Raw genomic sequence first — 18,096 nt, forward strand, 5'->3', positions numbered from 1 at the left:
AAGGAATAGAAATAAAAATGCCCGGAGAAGCAGACTTCTCCGGGCATTGATGCGTTTTTACACAAAATGCCTTAGGGCATTACACCGCGGTCTGGAAAATCACACCATCGGCTTTCTCGGTGTACTGAGACAGCTGGTCGAAGTTCAGATAACGGTAAGTATCTACGGCCGTTTTATCTACCTGCGCCACATAGGTCTGGTACTCTTCCGCCGTCGGCAGTTTGCCGATCAGCGCCGCAACCGCCGCCAGCTCCGCAGAAGCCAGGTAGACGTTCGCTCCGGTACCTAAACGGTTCGGGAAGTTACGGGTAGAGGTCGACACCACCGTTGCGCCGTCGGCTACACGCGCCTGGTTACCCATGCACAGAGAGCAGCCTGGAATTTCGATACGCGCACCGCTCTTACCGAACACGCTGTAATAACCTTCTTCGGTCAGCTGTGCCGCATCCATACGGGTTGGCGGAGCCACCCACAGACGCGTTGGCAGTTGGCCTTTGTGCGCATCCAGCAGCTTACCAGCGGCACGGAAGTGGCCGATGTTAGTCATGCAGGAGCCGATGAACACTTCGTCGATCTTCTCGCCCTGTACGTCAGACAGCAGACGCGCATCGTCCGGATCGTTCGGTGCACACAGGATTGGCTCTTTGATATCCGCCAGATCGATGTCGATCACTGCCGCGTATTCTGCGTCAGCGTCGGCTTCCAGCAACTGCGGATCCGCCAGCCATTTTTCCATGCCCTGCACACGACGTTCCAGCGTACGGCGATCGCCGTAACCTTCTGCGATCATCCACTTCAGCAGAACGATGTTAGAGCTCAGATACTCAACGATCGGCTCTTTGTTCAGCTTGATGGTACAACCGGCAGCAGAACGTTCAGCGGAGGCGTCGGTCAATTCGAACGCCTGCTCTACTTTGAGATCCGGCAGACCTTCGATTTCAAGAATGCGGCCAGAGAAGATGTTCTTCTTACCTTTCTTCTCAACGGTCAGCAGACCCTGTTTGATCGCGTACAGCGGGATGGCGTGTACCAGATCGCGCAGGGTGATACCCGGCTGCATTTTGCCTTTGAAACGCACCAGAACGGATTCCGGCATATCCAGCGGCATCACGCCGGTCGCAGCAGCAAACGCCACCAGACCAGAACCTGCCGGGAAGGAAATCCCGATAGGGAAACGGGTATGGGAGTCACCACCGGTACCTACGGTATCCGGCAGCAGCATGCGGTTCAGCCAGGAGTGAATAACGCCGTCGCCCGGACGCAGCGACACACCGCCGCGGTTCATGATGAAGTCTGGCAGCGTGTGATGCGTGTTCACGTCCACCGGCTTCGGATAGGCCGCGGTGTGGCAGAAGGACTGCATCACCAGATCAGCAGAGAAGCCCAGACACGCCAGGTCTTTCAGTTCGTCACGGGTCATAGGGCCAGTGGTATCCTGAGAACCGACGGAGGTCATCTTCGGTTCGCAGTACGCGCCCGGACGGATGCCTTTCACGCCGCAAGCGCGGCCAACCATTTTTTGTGCCAGGGAGAAGCCACGGCTGCTTTCCGCCACGTCTTTCGCCTGACGGAATACATCGCTGTGCGGCAGGCCCAGCGCTTCGCGCGCCTTGGTGGTCAGGCCACGGCCGATGATCAGCGGGATACGGCCACCGGCGCGTACTTCGTCGATCAGGACTTCGGTTTTCAGCTCAAAGCTTGCCAGCAGTTCGCCGGTTTCGTGGTTACGTACTTCGCCTTTGAACGGGTAAACGTCAATCACGTCGCCCATGTTCATGTTCGACACGTCCACTTCAATCGGCAGTGCGCCCGCATCTTCCATGGTGTTGAAGAAGATAGGTGCAATTTTGCCGCCGAGGCACAGGCCGCCGCCACGCTTGTTCGGCACATGAGGAATGTCGTCACCCATGAACCACAGCACGGAGTTGGTTGCGGATTTACGCGAAGAACCGGTACCGACAACATCACCCACATAAGCCAGCGGGTAACCTTTTTTCTGCAATTCTTCGATCTGTTTGATCGGGCCAACCACGCCCGGCTGATCCGGTTCGATACCTTCACGGGCGTTTTTCAGCATCGCCAGCGCGTGCAGAGGGATATCCGGGCGAGACCATGCATCCGGTGCCGGAGAAAGGTCATCGGTGTTGGTTTCACCCGTCACTTTGAAGACGGTAACGGTGATTTTTTCAGCCAGAGCCGGACGGTTCAGGAACCATTCGGCATCAGCCCAGGATTGCATTACCTGCTTCGCATATTCGTTGCCCGCTTTGGCTTTTTCTTCTACATCGTAGAAGTTATCGAACATCAGCAGCGTTGAAGAGAGCGCTTTGGCGGCAATCGGCGCCAGTTTTGCATCGTCCAGCGCGTCGATCAGCGGATGAATGTTGTAGCCACCCTGCATGGTGCCCAGCAGTTCAATGGCTTTTTCTGGGGTAACCAGCGGGGAGGTGGTGTCGCCTTTTGCGACAGCGGCGAGAAAACCAGCTTTAACATAAGCGGCTTCATCTACGCCAGGAGGAACGCGGTTGATCAACAGGTCTAACAGGAATTCTTCTTCGCCCACAGGCGGGGTCTTCAGCAGCTCGACAAGTGCAGCCATTTGGGTTGCGTCTAAAGGTTTTGGCACAATCCCCTGGGCAGCACGCTCAGCTACGTGCTTACGGTATTCTTCTAGCACGACGATATCTCCTCGCTCTCATTGTCATAATGCGGCGCTTTTGTAGATGGGCGATTCTCTTCACGCTCCTGTGAGACAGTAGTTAGTAGGGTAAATGCCCGGTACCGCATAAGGCACAATAACAGGATTTTCATTAAGTGTTAATCCGTTTACAAAAAAGCAACATAAAAAATTGGCTGAATCGTTAAGAATGGTATAGCGACAAGGTGAGGCGAAATTAAGTCAGCTTAAAACCGCCCATAAACGGTTAATTTTCAAGCGCGATCGGCTGAATATTCCAGCGATTTTTCCGCCATCACATATAATTGTGTAATAAATACTCACACTCTTTTTTCGGACCAACCTGGTGAATCAACCATAAAAGTCAAAACTGTCTAACACGGGTGAATAATACTCGCGGCAACAGGAACGCCTCACGGCACAGCGCTCGTCTCGTTGGAGTCATTTTATGAAGTTGCCCCTTAAGCCACATCTGCTTGTCCTTTTGTGCAGTGCCGGGCTGTTTGCCGCCTCTGGCGTGATGTTTGTTAAAAGTCGCACAACGGAGCCTGCTGCTCCGGCCCCCGTTGCGCAGCAACCGTCAACACCGGCCCCAGCTCCCGTAGCGGCCCCTGCCCCGGCCGACCAAACAGCGCCCGCCGTGGCACCAACCTACTCAGCAGCACAAATCGATCAGTGGGTTGCACCCATCGCGCTCTATCCAGACTCGCTGTTGTCGCAAATTTTGATGGCCTCAACCTATCCGGCTAACGTCATCCAGGCCGCACAGTGGTCAAAAGACAATCCCAAAATGCAGGGCGATGCCGCCATTCAGGCAGTTACCAGCCAGCCCTGGGATCCCAGCGTGAAATCGCTGGTCGCTTTTCCTCAGTTGATGTCGCTGATGGGTGAAAATCCGCCGTGGGTACAAAGCCTGGGCGATGCTTTCCTCGCACAGCCGAAAGACGTCATGGATTCCGTTCAACGTCTGCGTGTACTGGCGCAACAAACCGGCGCGCTGCAATCAACACCGCAACAGACCGTCACTACCGTGACCAAAGCGGCGCCAGCTAAAACCGTCACCAGCGAGTCGACGACCAGTTCAGCGACCACAACAGCCACAACCACCTCAACAAGCCCAACGGTTATCAAGATTGAATCCGCCGATCCGCAGGTGGTGTACGTTCCTACCTATAACCCGAATACGGTTTACGGTACCTGGCCGAATACCGCTTATCCGCCAACTTATCTGCCGCCTACGCCCGGCGAGCAGTTTGGCAACAGCTTCGTTAACGGTTTAGGCTTCAGCCTCGGTGTTGCCACAACCTATGCCATCTTCAGCAACATCGACTGGGATGACGACGACGACCACCATCATAATGATGACTGGGATAACCATGGCGGCTATAACCGTAATGGTGATAACAACATCAACATTAACGTTGATAACTTCAATAAAATCAGTGGTCAACGGCTGACAGATGCCAACCGTACCTGGCAGCATAACCCGGCCTATCGTGAGGGTGTGCCATACCCAAATAACCAACTCAATAACCGCTTCCACTCCACTAACACAGCTACGGGCTTAAGTTCGACCCAGCAAAGACCGGTCAATCGTGATAGCCAGCGCCAGGCTGCGATGAGCCAAATGGAAAAATCAACGGGGAAAACATTCCCGCAAACGGCGCGTACGGGCACGAAAGACGCTCAGCGTCAGGCGTCCAGCCAACAGCTGAAGCAAATTTCACAGCGTAATAACTACCGCGGTTACGATACCAAGCCGCAAGCCGCGAAACGGACAAGCACACAGCAACGTGAGAATCGTCAGGCAGTCGCCCAGCGACAGGAGAAAAGGGTCACGCAACCGGCGCAGCAACGCAATGTGCAACAGCGCAATCTTCAACAGCGAACCAGTCAGCCGCGCGCCAATGCGCTGAGCGGTAACGACAGTCGCTCCGCCAACTGGCAGGCACAGCAACAGCGAGGTGCCCAGAGCCGGCAGGTCGCCCGTAATCAGCCATCGCGCCAGCCTTCTGGCGGGCGTGCTGAACACCGTGAATTCCGTCATCGTTAAGGGAACCGACATGAAAAATAAACTACTCAGTGGAATGGTGTTGTTCATGGTTTCGGCCACCGCGATGGCACAACAATCCTTCAGCACACCAGACCAGGCAACAGATGCGCTGGCAAACGCTATCAGTGAGCAAAATGAAAGTGCAATGAGCAACCTGCTCGGGGAAAACTGGCGTGATTTTCTGCCGCCCGAAGGCGTCGATCCTGATGCGGTTGATCGCTTCCTGCGTGACTGGAAGGTACGCCATAGCACTGTCATCGACGGCAATACGGCGCATCTTGTGGTTGGGGACAGCGACTGGCAACTGCCGATCCCGGTCGTCAAAAACGCTTCAGGCTGGCAATTTGATATCAAGGAAGCGGCCGAAGAGATCCTGACCCGTGAGATTGGACGCAACGAACTTGCTGCCATCGAGGCGTTGCACGCCTATGTGGATGCTCAGCAGAGCTATTTTGCGATGAACCAGAAATACGCGCAAAAGATTGTCAGTTCTGAAGGGAAAAAGGATGGTCTGTACTGGCCTGTTTCGCCGGGCGAAGCGCCAAGCCCGCTTGGCCCAGCCTTCAGTCCACAGGAGCCGGGCATGGGCTATCACGGCTATCGCTTCCGGATCCTTCCCGATAAAACCAGCGGTTTTGCCATGGTAGCCTGGCCCGTTAGCTACGATCACACCGGCGTGATGAGTTTTATGATTAACGGTGAAGACAAAGTCTACCAGGCCGATCTCGGTGTTGAATCACAGCAGAAAGCACAAGCGTTAACCACATTCCATCCGGATAAAAACTGGCAACCTGTAGCGCCCTGATACCGAGTCGGAAGGTTAGTAGGCCGGGTAAGGCATAGCCGCCCCCCGGCAACCCGCAACAAATTACAGGATGTTAGCGACAGATTTCGCCAGTTGAGCTTCCAACACCGGCTTCGCTTCTTCGAACTTCAGATTCACTTTGTTAGCATTAGACACAACGCGGGTCTGGTATTTTGCGCGAACGCCTTGCGCGCTGCTGGTTTGCAGCTTGATGCCAGATGTCCCTTGACGCAATGCAGCAACATTATCCGTTGTCACTTTCGCTTTGCTGCGTTCAGAGATTTGCAGGTCAGTAACCATGGTGTAGTTAACGTCTTCCACCATCGCATCCGCGGCCATGCCGATCAGACCCGCCGCGATACCAACACCCAGCGCCGCACCAGAGGAGTTGCTGTTATAAGCGGTAATCCCCGCGCCCAGCGCTGCGCCCATCGCGGCACCTTCGTAACCCGTTTTCAGGAAGCCTTGAGCTTCACGCAGATCCATTTTGTCCGCTTTCAACACGTTCGCCTGTACCCAGTAATAAGCGCTGTCTGGCGAACTGGTCACTTTATACCCCTTCGCTGACAGGTCATTTGCCAGCAGGGTTTGCAGGTTACTCATGTCTTTGTCAGAGGTGTTTTTTACCTGAATGTAGACGGTCTTCTCGCTGGAAGGCTCCAGCCAGATGGTTTCACTCATCTGCGTTTTCACTTCAAGGTTACGTTTTTTAACGGCGGTGGTCATCGCACCACAACCGGTCAGCGTCATTGTCGCGACAACCATGCCAACAACCGCGATTTTTTTTAAAGACATGTATTTTCCTTTTTCGTGTAATAGAGAGTCCAGAGCCTCTTCTCCGTGCGGCCAGTAGCCACACAATGGCGAAAAAAGTATCGGCAGTTGCGCAATTTTTTTTAGTGGAAATATCAATGAGATGACTACTAAAACTGGTAGTTTTCAGGCAAAAAAAACGCCTCCGAAGAGGCGTTTTCACAAAAGCGGGAAGATTACTTTTTCTTCGCTTTCGGGTTTGGCAGGTCGGTAATGCTACCTTCAAAGATTTCTGCCGCCAGGCCCACGGACTCGTGCAGAGTCGGGTGCGCGTGGATGGTCAGCGCGATATCTTCTGCGTCACAACCCATTTCGATCGCCAGACCGATTTCGCCCAGCAGCTCGCCGCCGTTGGTACCGACAATCGCACCACCGATAACACGGTGAGATTCTTTGTCGAAAATCAGTTTGGTCATACCGTCTGCGCAATCGGAAGCGATAGCACGGCCAGAAGCAGCCCACGGGAAGGTGGCGGTTTCGTAGCTAATGCCTTTTTCTTTCGCTTCTTTCTCGGTCAGACCAACCCATGCAACTTCTGGTTCAGTGTATGCAATGGATGGGATAACTTTCGGATCGAAGTAGTGTTTCTTACCGGCGATAACTTCAGCGGCAACGTGACCTTCATGAACACCTTTGTGTGCCAGCATCGGCTGACCGACGATATCGCCGATAGCAAAGATGTGCGGCACGTTGGTGCGCAGCTGTTTGTCAACGCGGATGAAGCCACGGTCGTCAACTTCCACGCCAGCTTTGCCCGCGTCGAGGTTTTTACCGTTCGGTACACGACCGATAGCGACCAGCACAGCATCGTAACGCTGAGCTTCGGCAGGGGCTTTTTTGCCTTCCATGGAAACGTAGATACCGTCTTCTTTCGCTTCAACGGCGGTCACTTTGGTTTCCAGCATCAGGTTGAATTTCTTGCTGATACGCTTGGTGAAGACTTTAACCACGTCTTTGTCGGCAGCCGGGATAACCTGGTCGAACATTTCAACCACGTCGATCTCTGAACCCAGCGCATGGTACACGGTACCCATTTCCAGACCGATGATACCGCCGCCCATTACCAGCAGGCGCTTAGGAACAGTTTTCAGTTCCAGTGCATCGGTGGAATCCCACACGCGCGGATCTTCATGCGGAATAAACGGCAGTTCGATCGGACGGGAACCCGCCGCGATGATTGCGTTGTCGAAGTTGATCACGGTTTTGCCGTTTTCGCCTTCAACTTCCAGGGTGTTTGCCCCGGTAAATTTACCCAGACCGTTAACCACTTTCACTTTACGGCCTTTGGCCATACCCGCCAGACCGCCGGTCAGCTGAGTGATAACTTTTTCTTTCCAGGTACGAATCTTGTCGATATCGGTTTTCGGCTCGCCAAAAACGATACCGTGTTCAGCCAGCGCTTTGGCTTCTTCGATAACTTTTGCTACGTGCAGCAGCGCTTTAGAAGGGATACAGCCGACGTTCAGACAAACACCGCCAAGGGTGCTGTAACGTTCTACGATGACGGTCTCCAGACCTAAATCTGCGCAACGGAAGGCAGCAGAGTAACCTGCAGGGCCTGCCCCAAGTACCACGACCTGAGTTTTGATTTCAGTGCTCATCATGACCTCTTAATTTATACCCGTCGTCCAGCGGGTCGTTCTATCCGCCCGTATTTTACAAAATTGTTAACAATTTTGAAACAACAAACGGCAACCGATTTGTCTTTCGCACAATAACCTCACTGACTTCATGAGATTACCAGAAAAAAGCCGGCCGTCGGGCCGGCTTTTTCGCTTACATCACCAGGCGGCGAATGTCAGACAGCATGTTGTTGATGATAGTGATAAAGCGCGCACCATCCGCACCGTCAATTACACGGTGGTCGAAGGAGAGCGAAATCGGCATCATCAGACGCGGCATAAACTCTTTACCGTTCCACACTGGCTCCATAGAGGACTTGGAGACACCGAGGATAGCCACTTCCGGCGCGTTCACAATCGGCGCGAAGTGGGTAGTACCCAGGCCACCGATGCTGGAGATGGTGAAGCAACCGCCCTGCATTTCGCCAGCGGTCAGCTTGCCATCACGCGCTTTCTTGGAGATCACGGTCAGTTCACGAGACAGCTCGGTAATGCTCTTCTTGTTCACGTCTTTGAAGACCGGAACAACCAGACCATTCGGAGTATCAACCGCTACACCGATGTTGATGTATTTCTTCAGGGTCAGGCGCTGACCGTCTTCAGACAGGGAGCTGTTGAAGCGCGGCATCTGTTCCAGAGCTGCGGCAACGGCTTTCATGATGAAGACTACTGGGGTGAATTTCACGTCCAGTTTACGTTTTTCAGCTTCGGCGTTCTGCTGTTTACGGAACGCTTCAAGATCGGTGATATCGGTCTTATCGAAGTGAGTAACGTGCGGGATCATCACCCAGTTACGGCTCAGGTTAGCACCAGAGATTTTCTGGATACGGCCCAGTTCCACTTCTTCGATTTCACCAAACTTGCTGAAGTCCACTTTCGGCCAAGGCAGCATGCCCGGGATACCGCCACCTGCTGCTGCAGCCGGAGCCGCTTCAGCACGCTTGATAGCGTCTTTCACGTAAGCCTGAACGTCTTCACGCAGGATACGACCTTTACGGCCAGAACCTTTCACTTTCGCCAGGTTCACACCGAATTCGCGCGCCAGGCGACGAATCAGCGGCGTTGCATGAACGTAAGCGTCGTTTTCAGCAAACTCAGATTTACCTTCCGCTTTTGCGGCCGGAGCTGCGGCTTGCGCAGGCGCTGGTGCAGCGGCCGGAGCCGGAGCAGCTGTTTGTGCAGGAGCGGCTGCAGGTGCTGCGCCTTCGACTTCGAAGACCATAATCAGAGAACCGGTTTTAACTTTGTCGCCGGTGCTGATTTTGATTTCTTTCACGGTACCCGCGAACGGTGCCGGAACTTCCATCGACGCTTTATCGCCTTCAACGGTGATCAGTGACTGCTCAGCGGCAATTTTATCGCCCACTTTAACCATCACTTCAGTGACTTCAACTTCGTCACCACCGATATCCGGTACGTTAACTTCTTTCGAGCCGGAAGCAGCCGGAGCCGCCGCTGCTGCTGGAGCAGCCGCCTGAGCCGGTGCAGCAGCAGGCGCAGCGCCCGCCACTTCGAAGACCATAATCAGGGAACCGGTAGACACTTTGTCACCCGTGTTGATTTTGATCTCTTTGACGGTACCTGCGAACGGCGCCGGAACTTCCATAGAGGCTTTGTCACCTTCAACGGTGATCAGAGACTGTTCAGCCGCAACGGTGTCGCCCACTTTAACCATGATCTCGGTAACTTCTACTTCGTCGCCGCCGATGTCAGGTACGTGTACGTCTTTCGCCGCAGAGGCAGCAGGTGCTGCTGCCGGAGCTGCTTCTTTCTTCTCTTCTGCCTGAGCAGGTGCAGCAGCTGCTGCACCGTCGGCGGAATCGAAAATCATGATCAGTTTGCCGGTCTCAGTTTTGTCGCCAACAGAGACTTTGATCTCTTTAACGATACCCGCCTGAGGGGACGGAACTTCCATAGAGGCTTTGTCGCCTTCTACGGTGATCAGCGACTGTTCAGCTTCAACTTTGTCGCCTACTTTGACCAGGATCTCGGTGATTTCAACTTCATCAGCCCCGATGTCCGGTACATTGATTTCGATAGCCATTATTCTTTTACCTCTTACGCCAGACGCGGGTTAACTTTATCTGCATCGATGTTGAATTTGATGATTGCGTCAGCAACCACTTTCTTATCGATTTCGCCACGTTTAGCCAGTTCGCCCAGGGCCGCTACAACCACGTAGGAAGCATCAACTTCGAAGTGGTGACGCAGGTTTTCACGGCTGTCAGAGCGACCGAAACCGTCAGTACCCAGTACGCGATAATCATCAGCCGGTACATAAGTACGAACCTGTTCGGCAAACAGTTTCATATAGTCAGTAGATGCTACTGCCGGAGCGTCGTTCATCACCTGAGCGATGTACGGAACGCGCGGAGTTTCCATCGGGTGCAGCATGTTCCAGCGCTCACAATCCTGGCCATCACGCGCCAGTTCAGTGAAGGAAGTTACGCTGTAAACGTCAGAGCCTACACCGTAGTCGTTCGCCAGAATCTGTGCTGCTTCACGCACGTGACGCAGGATAGAACCGGAGCCCAGCAGCTGAACTTTACCTTTCTTACCTTCGAGGGTTTCGAGTTTGTAGATACCTTTACGGATACCTTCCTCGGCACCTGCTGGCATTGCCGGCATGTGGTAGTTTTCGTTCAGCGTGGTGATGTAGTAGTAAACGTTCTCTTGTTTCTCACCGTACATACGCTCCAGACCATCGTGCATGATGACCGCAACTTCGTACGCGTAAGACGGATCGTAAGAGATACAGTTCGGGATAGTCAGAGACTGAATATGGCTGTGACCATCTTCGTGCTGCAGACCTTCACCGTTCAGCGTCGTACGACCGGAAGTACCACCAATCAGGAAGCCACGAGCCTGTTGGTCGCCTGCCTGCCAGCACAGGTCACCAATACGCTGGAACCCGAACATGGAGTAGTAGATGTAGAACGGGATCATCGGCAGATCGTTGGTGCTGTAAGAAGTCGCAGCAGCCAGCCAGGATGCGCCTGCACCCAGTTCGTTGATACCTTCCTGCAGGATCTGACCTTTCTCGTCTTCTTTGTAGTAAGCAACCTGCTCACGGTCCTGCGGGGTGTACTGCTGACCGTTCGGGCTGTAGATACCAATCTGACGGAACAGACCTTCCATACCGAAAGTACGCGCTTCGTCAGCGATGATCGGAACCAGACGATCTTTGATCGACTTGTTCTTCAGCATCACGTTCAGGGCACGAACGAAAGCGATAGTGGTGGAGATTTCTTTGTTCTGCTCTTCCAGCAGCGCACCGAAGTCTTCCAGAGCTGGCAGTTCCAGCTTCTCGGTGAAGTTCGGCTGACGAGCTGGCAGGTAGCCATGCAGTTTCTGACGCTGAGCGTGCAGATAAGTGTGCTCTTCAGAACCTTCCGGGAAGGTGATGTAAGACAGGTTTTCAACCTGCTCATCGGTCACAGGAACGTTGAAACGGTCGCGGATATAACGCACGCCGTCCATGTTCATTTTCTTAACCTGGTGAGCGATGTTTTTACCTTCAGCAGTGTCACCCATGCCGTAACCTTTGATGGTATGGGCCAGGATTACAGTTGCTCTGCCTTTGGTTTCCTGCGCTTTTTTCAGTGCAGCGTAGACTTTCTTCGGATCGTGACCACCACGGTTCAGAGCCCAAATCTGCTCGTCAGTCCAGTCAGCAACCAGTGCTGCGGTTTCCGGGTATTTACCGAAGAAGTGCTCACGTACGTATGCGCCATCTTTGGATTTGAAGGTCTGGTAGTCGCCGTCAACGGTTTCGTTCATCAGTTGGATCAGTTTACCGCTGGTGTCTTTACGCAGCAGCTCATCCCAACGACCGCCCCACATGACTTTGATAACGTTCCAGCCAGCGCCCGCGAAGATGCCTTCCAGTTCATTAACAATCTTGCCGTTACCGGTTACCGGGCCGTCAAGACGCTGCAGGTTACAGTTGATAACAAAGACCAGGTTGTCCAGTTTTTCACGGGTCGCGATGGTGATCGCACCTTTAGATTCTGGCTCATCCATCTCGCCGTCGCCCAGGAAGGCGTAAACGGTCTGTTTAGAGGTATCTTTCAGGCCACGGTGTTCCAGATATTTCAGGAATTTAGCCTGGTAGATAGCACCGATTGGGCCCAGACCCATAGATACGGTCGGGAACTGCCAGAATTCTGGCATCAGTTTCGGGTGCGGGTAGGAAGACAGGCCTTTGCCATGTACTTCCTGACGGAAGTTGTTCATCTGCTCTTCAGTCAGACGACCTTCCAGGAATGCGCGTGCGTAGATGCCCGGAGAGATGTGACCCTGGAAGTACACCAGATCGCCGCCATCTTGCTCGTTGCGTGCGCGGAAGAAGTGGTTGAAGCAAACATCATATACCGTTGCGGAGGACTGGAAGGATGCCATGTGGCCACCCAGCTCGAGGTCCTTTTTAGACGCGCGCAGTACGGTCATAATGGCGTTCCAGCGGATAGCAGAACGAATACGACGTTCCAGCTCCAGATTGCCCGGGTATTCCGGTTCATCTTCAACGGCAATAGTGTTTACATAATTGCTGGCCCCTGCACCTGCCGCTACTTTCACGCCGCCTTTGCGAGCTTCTGAAAGCAGTTGGTCGATCAGATACTGAGCACGCTCAACACCTTCTTCACGGATGACCGATTCGATCGCCTGTAGCCAGTCGCGAGTTTCGATCGGATCCACGTCATTTGGGAAACGTTCTGACATGGGGGTATTCCTTATCTATCTAATACGTTGAGTTATCTGGAACCTGTCCCATTACGTTCTCGCCAGAGAGCGTAATAAGACAGGTTCTGCGTTTAGTTGCCGCGCACTTTATATGGCGCTTGATTTACAACATCTTCTGGTTAACGTTCTACCAGAAAAATCACTAATTCTTTCGTTGCTCCAGACGGCGTAAGGCGCGTTCACGACGGCTTTCCTCACGGCTTCTGTCTAGCAGGATCTCTTCGATAAACGCCAGGTGACGGTGGGACGCTTCACGCGCCTCTTCCGGCTTCCCGGCAATAATTGCTTCAAAAATACGGGTACGGTGACTGCTAACCAGTGGCAGCATTTCACGACGCGCATACAGCAATTCGAAGTTTTGCCGAACGTTCTGGGCCAGCATCGGCTCCATACACCTTAGCAAATGGAGCAGCACCACATTGTGTGCCGCTTCGGTGACAGCAATTTGATACTGGAGTACCGCATCAGATTCGCCGTCAAGATCGCCGGACTGTTGAGCAAGCTCGATCGCATGGTGGAGTTCACGGATACGCGTTTTGTCTTCATCCGTGCTGCGCAGTGCAGCGTAATAAGCCGCAATACCTTCCAGCGCATGGCGCGTCTCAAGCAGGTCAAACTGGGATTCAGGATGGTCGGAGAGCAGCTCTACCAGTGGGTCGCTAAAGCTCTGCCACAGGCTGCTCTGAACAAAAGTGCCACCGCCCTGACGACGAAGCAGTAAGCCCTTCGCTTCAAGGCGTTGGATCGCCTCGCGTAAGGAGGGGCGGGAGACGTCGAACTGTTTTGCCAGCTCGCGTTCCGGTGGGAGTTTTTCTCCGGGGCGAAGTGTCCCCTCAAGAATTAAAAACTCCAGCTGCTGCTCAATCACATCGGAGAGTTTTGGTTGGCGGATTTTGCTGTAGGCCATGATTTCCTGTCTTAAGCCATTTGCCCGGAGTCAATTGGTCTTACCAATTTCATGTTCTTGACGCTAAAGTAACAAAGTATTCACCTTCTGTCCATACAGGTTTTGATTGAAATCAGTAAAGGAGGCATATTTTAACAACATTACAGAAATAACGTTTCAAACATGTAACTATGCACAAATGTTAAATTTACCCACCTCGGGGTAGTTTTAACGGAATTGAAACGAAAAATTATCTCATCTGAACCGATTCACCTGCTTATTTATCGATATATCAACCACTATTAATGAATAGAAATTCAAAATGGAAATTTTGTGGTAGATAAACTTGCATTTACAAATGGTTTCTTTTTATTCAACTCGTCATCTTCCCCGCATAAAGCAGGTGCATTCGCGCTCGCATATCATTATTCTGATCAAGACAAAAGCATTAAGGCAACATTTTATCAAAAGCATCTGTAAACAAATTAATACAACAAACGGAATTGCAAACTTACACACGCATTGCTGCGTAGTTCAAAAAATAAGCACTCGAAATATGAAGAGTAAAACCACACACGAGGTTTCATGATGGAAAGTCAACAGCATGGCGATCAGCTCAAGCGCGGCCTTAAGAACCGCCATATACAGCTAATCGCGCTGGGTGGCGCGATTGGTACCGGGTTATTCCTCGGTAGCGCATCCGTTATCCAGTCTGCAGGACCGGGTATTATTCTGGGTTACGCTATTGCCGGCTTTATCGCCTTTTTGATTATGCGTCAGTTAGGTGAAATGGTGGTTGAAGAGCCCGTTGCAGGCTCATTTAGTCACTTTGCTTATAAATACTGGGGCGGTTTCGCGGGGTTCTCTTCCGGCTGGAACTATTGGGTGCTGTACGTGCTGGTTGCCATGGCAGAGCTAACTGCCGTGGGTAAATACATCCAGTTCTGGTACCCGGAGATCCCAACATGGGTGTCTGCGGCTGCCTTCTTTGTGCTGATCAACGCCATCAACCTGACCAACGTGAAAGTGTTTGGTGAGATGGAGTTCTGGTTCGCCATTATTAAAGTCATTGCCGTCGTAGCGATGATCCTGTTCGGCGGCTGGTTACTGTTTAGCGGTAACGGCGGCCCGCAGGCCAGCGTCAGCAACCTGTGGGACCAGGGAGGCTTCCTGCCGCATGGCTTCACCGGTCTGGTGATGATGATGGCTATTATTATGTTCTCTTTCGGTGGGCTGGAGCTGGTCGGGATCACCGCAGCAGAAGCGGATAACCCGGAGCAAAGCATTCCCAAAGCGACCAACCAGGTTATCTACCGTATCCTGATTTTCTATGTGGGTTCGCTGGCGGTTCTGCTTTCCCTGATGCCGTGGACGCGTGTCACGGCGGATACCAGCCCGTTTGTCCTTATTTTCCACGAACTGGGCGACACCTTTGTTGCTAATGCCCTGAACATCGTAGTGCTGACTGCCGCCCTTTCTGTCTATAACAGCTGCGTATACTGCAACAGCCGTATGCTGTTCGGTCTGGCACAGCAGGGCAATGCGCCGAAAGCGCTGATGAACGTAGATAAACGCGGTGTACCGGTGAACACCATTCTGGTTTCCGCACTGGTGACGGCTCTGTGTGTGCTGATCAACTACCTGGCACCGGAATCCGCCTTTGGCCTGCTGATGGCGCTGGTGGTTTCCGCACTGGTGATCAACTGGGCAATGATTAGCCTGGCACACATGAAGTTCCGCAAAGCCAAACAGCAGCAGGGTGTTACCACCCGCTTCCCGGCGCTGCTCTATCCGCTGGGTAACTGGGTGTGCCTGATTTTCATGGCTGCAGTACTGGTGATTATGCTGATGACGCCGGGTATGGCGATCTCGGTGTACTTAATCCCTGTATGGATTGCCATTCTTGGCATCGGCTACCTGTGTAAACAAAAAACGGCCGGCGCGGTTAAAGCGCATTAATCCCCCCCTCCCCCCACCTGCGTCAGGTGGGGGTTGTTACCTGCCTCACACTTTCCCACTCACGACTGTTTAGTCCATATCAGCGGCGTTATCCTGCAACGCAAAAACACCGGTGCCGGACAATAATTCTCTCCATATCTCATTAATGGAGTGCAGTTGATGGAAACCAGTAAGCTCACGGTGAAAGAAAAGATCGGCTATGGAATGGGCGACGCCGGATGCAACATCATCTTTGGCGCCATCATGTTGTTTGTTAACTATTTTTACACAGACATTTTTGGTCTGGCACCTGCACTGGTCGGCGTATTACTGCTCTCAGTACGCGTTATCGACGCCGTTACCGACCCTATAATGGGTGCGATGGCCGACCGCACCCGTAGTAAATATGGTCGATTTCGTCCATGGCTTTTATGGATGGCTTTCCCGTACGCGTTATTCAGCGTACTGATGTTTACCACTCCAGAGTGGACCTATAACAGCAAAGTTATCTATGCGTTCGTTACTTACTTCCTGCTATCTATTACTTATACAGCGATCAACATTCCCTACTGCTCGCTCGGCAGCGTCATCACCAACGATCCGAAGGAACGCGTCGCCTGCCAGTCATATCGCTTTGTGTTGGTAGGCATTGCAACCCTGCTGCTGTCCCTCACCTTGCTGCCAATGGCCGACTGGTTCGGCGGGGAAGACAAAGCCAAAGGGTATCAGATGGCGATGGCGGTTCTGGCTTTCATCGGCATGTGTATGTTCCTGTTTTGCTTCGCTACGGTCCGTGAACGCGTGCGCCCTGCTGTCCAGACCAATGACGATTTAAAAGCCGATCTGAAAGACGTGTGGAAGAACGATCAGTGGGTAAAAATTCTGCTGTTAACACTGTGCAACGTCTGTCCGGGCTTTATTCGCATGGCTGCCACCATGTACTACGTGACATGGGTTATGCAGCAAAGCACGCAGTTCGCAACGCTGTTTATCAGTCTTGGTGTGGTCGGAATGATGATCGGCAGTATGTTGGCGAAGGTATTAACCGATCGCTGGTGCAAACTGAAAGTCTTCTTCTGGACCAATATTATCCTGGCGATTTTCTCTGCCGCGTTTTACTTCTTCGATCCGAAAGCCACCATGATGATTATGGTGCTCTACTTCCTGCTCAACATCCTGCACCAAATCCCTTCTCCGCTGCACTGGTCGCTGATGGCGGATGTCGATGACTATGGCGAGTGGAAAACCGGTAAACGCATAACCGGAATCAGCTTCTCCGGTAACCTGTTCTTCCTGAAACTGGGCCTGGCAATTGCCGGAGCGATGGTCGGCTTCCTGCTCTCCTGGTACGGCTACGACGCTGGGGCGAAAGCGCAAAGCGACTCTGCCATTAACGGTATTATGCTGCTGTTTACCATCATACCGGGCGTAGGCTACCTGATTACAGCAGGCGTGGTTCGTCTGCTGAAAGTTGACCGCGAGTTTATGCAGCAAATCCAGACAGATTTAGAAAAGCGCCGCGCCAACTACCGTGAACTGAATGAATACCACGATATAAAAACGACTGAAACCGTAAGGAAAGCCTAATGAATCAGTGGCCAAATCCCTTTATTGAACAGCGTGCCGATCCGTTTATCTTACGTGACGGTAGCCACTATTATTTCATTGCTTCAGTACCCGAATATGACCGACTGGAGATACGCCGGGCCGACTCGCTGGAGGGGTTGCGCACCGCCGCCCCGGTTGTCGTCTGGCGCAAACCAGAAAGCGGCCCCATGAGCCAACTCATCTGGGCACCCGAAATCCATCATCTGGCAGGCAAGTGGTACATCTATTTTGCTGCCACCCACACACAGTCGCTCGACAAGCTGGGGATGTTCCAGCATCGCATGTTTGCGCTCGAATGTGCCGACGCCGATCCGTTGACCGGGCAGTGGACGGAGAAAGGTCAGATTAAAACGCAGTTTGATACCTTTGCGCTTGATGCCACCACCTTTAACCATCAGGGAAAACAGTGGTACCTCTGGGCGCAGAAGTCGCCCGATATCGCCGGAAACTCCAATATCTATCTCGCTGAGCTGGAAAATCCATGGACGATTAAAGGCGAGCCGGTCATGCTAAGTCATCCTGAGTATGACTGGGAATGCCGGGGTTTTTGGGTCAATGAAGGTCCTGCCGTCATGGTTCATGGCGATAAGCTGTTTATCAGCTATTCCGCCAGCGCCACCGATGAGAACTACTGTATGGGATTATTGTGGATTGACCTCAACGCCGATCCGCTCAAACCGCAGAACTGGCACAAATCACCGCGTCCGGTCTTTACCACCAGTTATGAAAACCGCCAGTTTGGGCCAGGACACAACAGCTTTACACAAACGCCGGAAGGTGAAGATGTACTGGTGTATCACGCGAGAAACTACACCGAAATCGAGGGCGATCCGCTGTACGACCCAAACCGCCACACTCGTCTGAAGCTCGTGCGTTGGGACGAAAACGGCATGCCAGATTTTGGCGTGCCGCCTGCTGATACGAACTAAACCGTTGCACTGCCCGGTGGCG

At 52.8% G+C, this 18,096-nt stretch carries 11 protein-coding genes; 5 read left to right on the forward strand and 6 right to left on the reverse strand.

The genetic code is table 11. The features are described from left to right. Positions 1–79: 79 nt before the first annotated feature. A complete protein-coding gene (acnB, locus tag OGX90_RS15025) occupies positions 80–2,677 on the reverse strand; it encodes a bifunctional aconitate hydratase 2/2-methylisocitrate dehydratase (RefSeq protein WP_057067418.1) in 2,598 nt (865 codons plus the stop codon). 448 nt (positions 2,678–3,125) lie between these two features. On the opposite strand from acnB, the gene OGX90_RS15030 reads away from it, so the two are divergent. Both OGX90_RS15030 and OGX90_RS15035 read left to right on the forward strand, forming a co-directional pair. Then, complete coding sequence (locus OGX90_RS15030; protein ID WP_286624189.1) at positions 3,126–4,730, forward strand: DUF3300 domain-containing protein; 1,605 nt, start codon at positions 3,126–3,128, stop codon at positions 4,728–4,730. A 10-nt stretch (positions 4,731–4,740) separates the two neighbouring features. Then, a complete protein-coding gene (locus tag OGX90_RS15035) occupies positions 4,741–5,535 on the forward strand; it encodes a DUF2950 family protein (RefSeq protein ID WP_008786213.1) in 795 nt (264 codons plus the stop codon). A 63-nt stretch (positions 5,536–5,598) separates the two neighbouring features. On the opposite strand, the gene traT is transcribed toward OGX90_RS15035, so the two are convergent. From traT to pdhR, 5 genes are all read right to left on the reverse strand, one after another. Further along, positions 5,599–6,330, reverse strand: a complete 732-nt coding sequence (gene traT / locus OGX90_RS15040; RefSeq protein WP_286624191.1) for a complement resistance protein TraT — start codon at positions 6,328–6,330, stop codon at positions 5,599–5,601. Positions 6,331–6,524: 194 nt separating this feature from the next. Beyond that, a complete protein-coding gene (lpdA, locus tag OGX90_RS15045; protein WP_003829486.1) occupies positions 6,525–7,949 on the reverse strand; it encodes a dihydrolipoyl dehydrogenase in 1,425 nt (474 codons plus the stop codon). 175 nt (positions 7,950–8,124) lie between these two features. After that, positions 8,125–10,014: a pyruvate dehydrogenase complex dihydrolipoyllysine-residue acetyltransferase gene (gene aceF, locus OGX90_RS15050; RefSeq protein WP_071446605.1), complete on the reverse strand. Its 1,890-nt coding sequence runs from the start codon at positions 10,012–10,014 to the stop codon at positions 8,125–8,127. 14 nt (positions 10,015–10,028) lie between these two features. After that, positions 10,029–12,692: a pyruvate dehydrogenase (acetyl-transferring), homodimeric type gene (gene aceE / locus OGX90_RS15055; protein WP_048214932.1), complete on the reverse strand. Its 2,664-nt coding sequence runs from the start codon at positions 12,690–12,692 to the stop codon at positions 10,029–10,031. A gap of 163 nt (positions 12,693–12,855) precedes the next feature. Continuing rightward, positions 12,856–13,620 carry a pyruvate dehydrogenase complex transcriptional repressor PdhR gene (gene pdhR / locus OGX90_RS15060; protein ID WP_003018699.1) on the reverse strand — a complete coding sequence of 255 codons (765 nt, stop codon included), beginning with the start codon at positions 13,618–13,620 and terminating at the stop codon, positions 12,856–12,858. A gap of 564 nt (positions 13,621–14,184) precedes the next feature. On the opposite strand from pdhR, the gene aroP reads away from it, so the two are divergent. The 3 genes from aroP (at position 14,185) to OGX90_RS15075 (ending at position 18,074) form a co-directional block, all read left to right on the forward strand. Continuing rightward, a complete protein-coding gene (gene aroP, locus OGX90_RS15065; protein WP_008786209.1) occupies positions 14,185–15,558 on the forward strand; it encodes an aromatic amino acid transporter AroP in 1,374 nt (457 codons plus the stop codon). 159 nt (positions 15,559–15,717) lie between these two features. After that, entirely contained in the window at positions 15,718–17,124 is a 1,407-nt protein-coding gene (locus OGX90_RS15070; protein WP_003829494.1) for a glycoside-pentoside-hexuronide (GPH):cation symporter, read from the forward strand. Then, the gene (locus OGX90_RS15075; protein WP_008786208.1) at positions 17,124–18,074 is read left to right on the forward strand and encodes a glycoside hydrolase family 43 protein; all 951 of its coding nucleotides are present in this window, start codon (positions 17,124–17,126) and stop codon (positions 18,072–18,074) included. The genes OGX90_RS15070 and OGX90_RS15075 overlap by 1 nt, the downstream gene beginning before the upstream one ends. The last annotated feature ends 22 nt before the right edge of the window (positions 18,075–18,096 follow it).

Origin of the sequence: Citrobacter sp. Cpo012 (assembly GCF_030333015.1) — a bacterium.
GTDB lineage: Bacteria > Pseudomonadota > Gammaproteobacteria > Enterobacterales > Enterobacteriaceae > Citrobacter > Citrobacter portucalensis.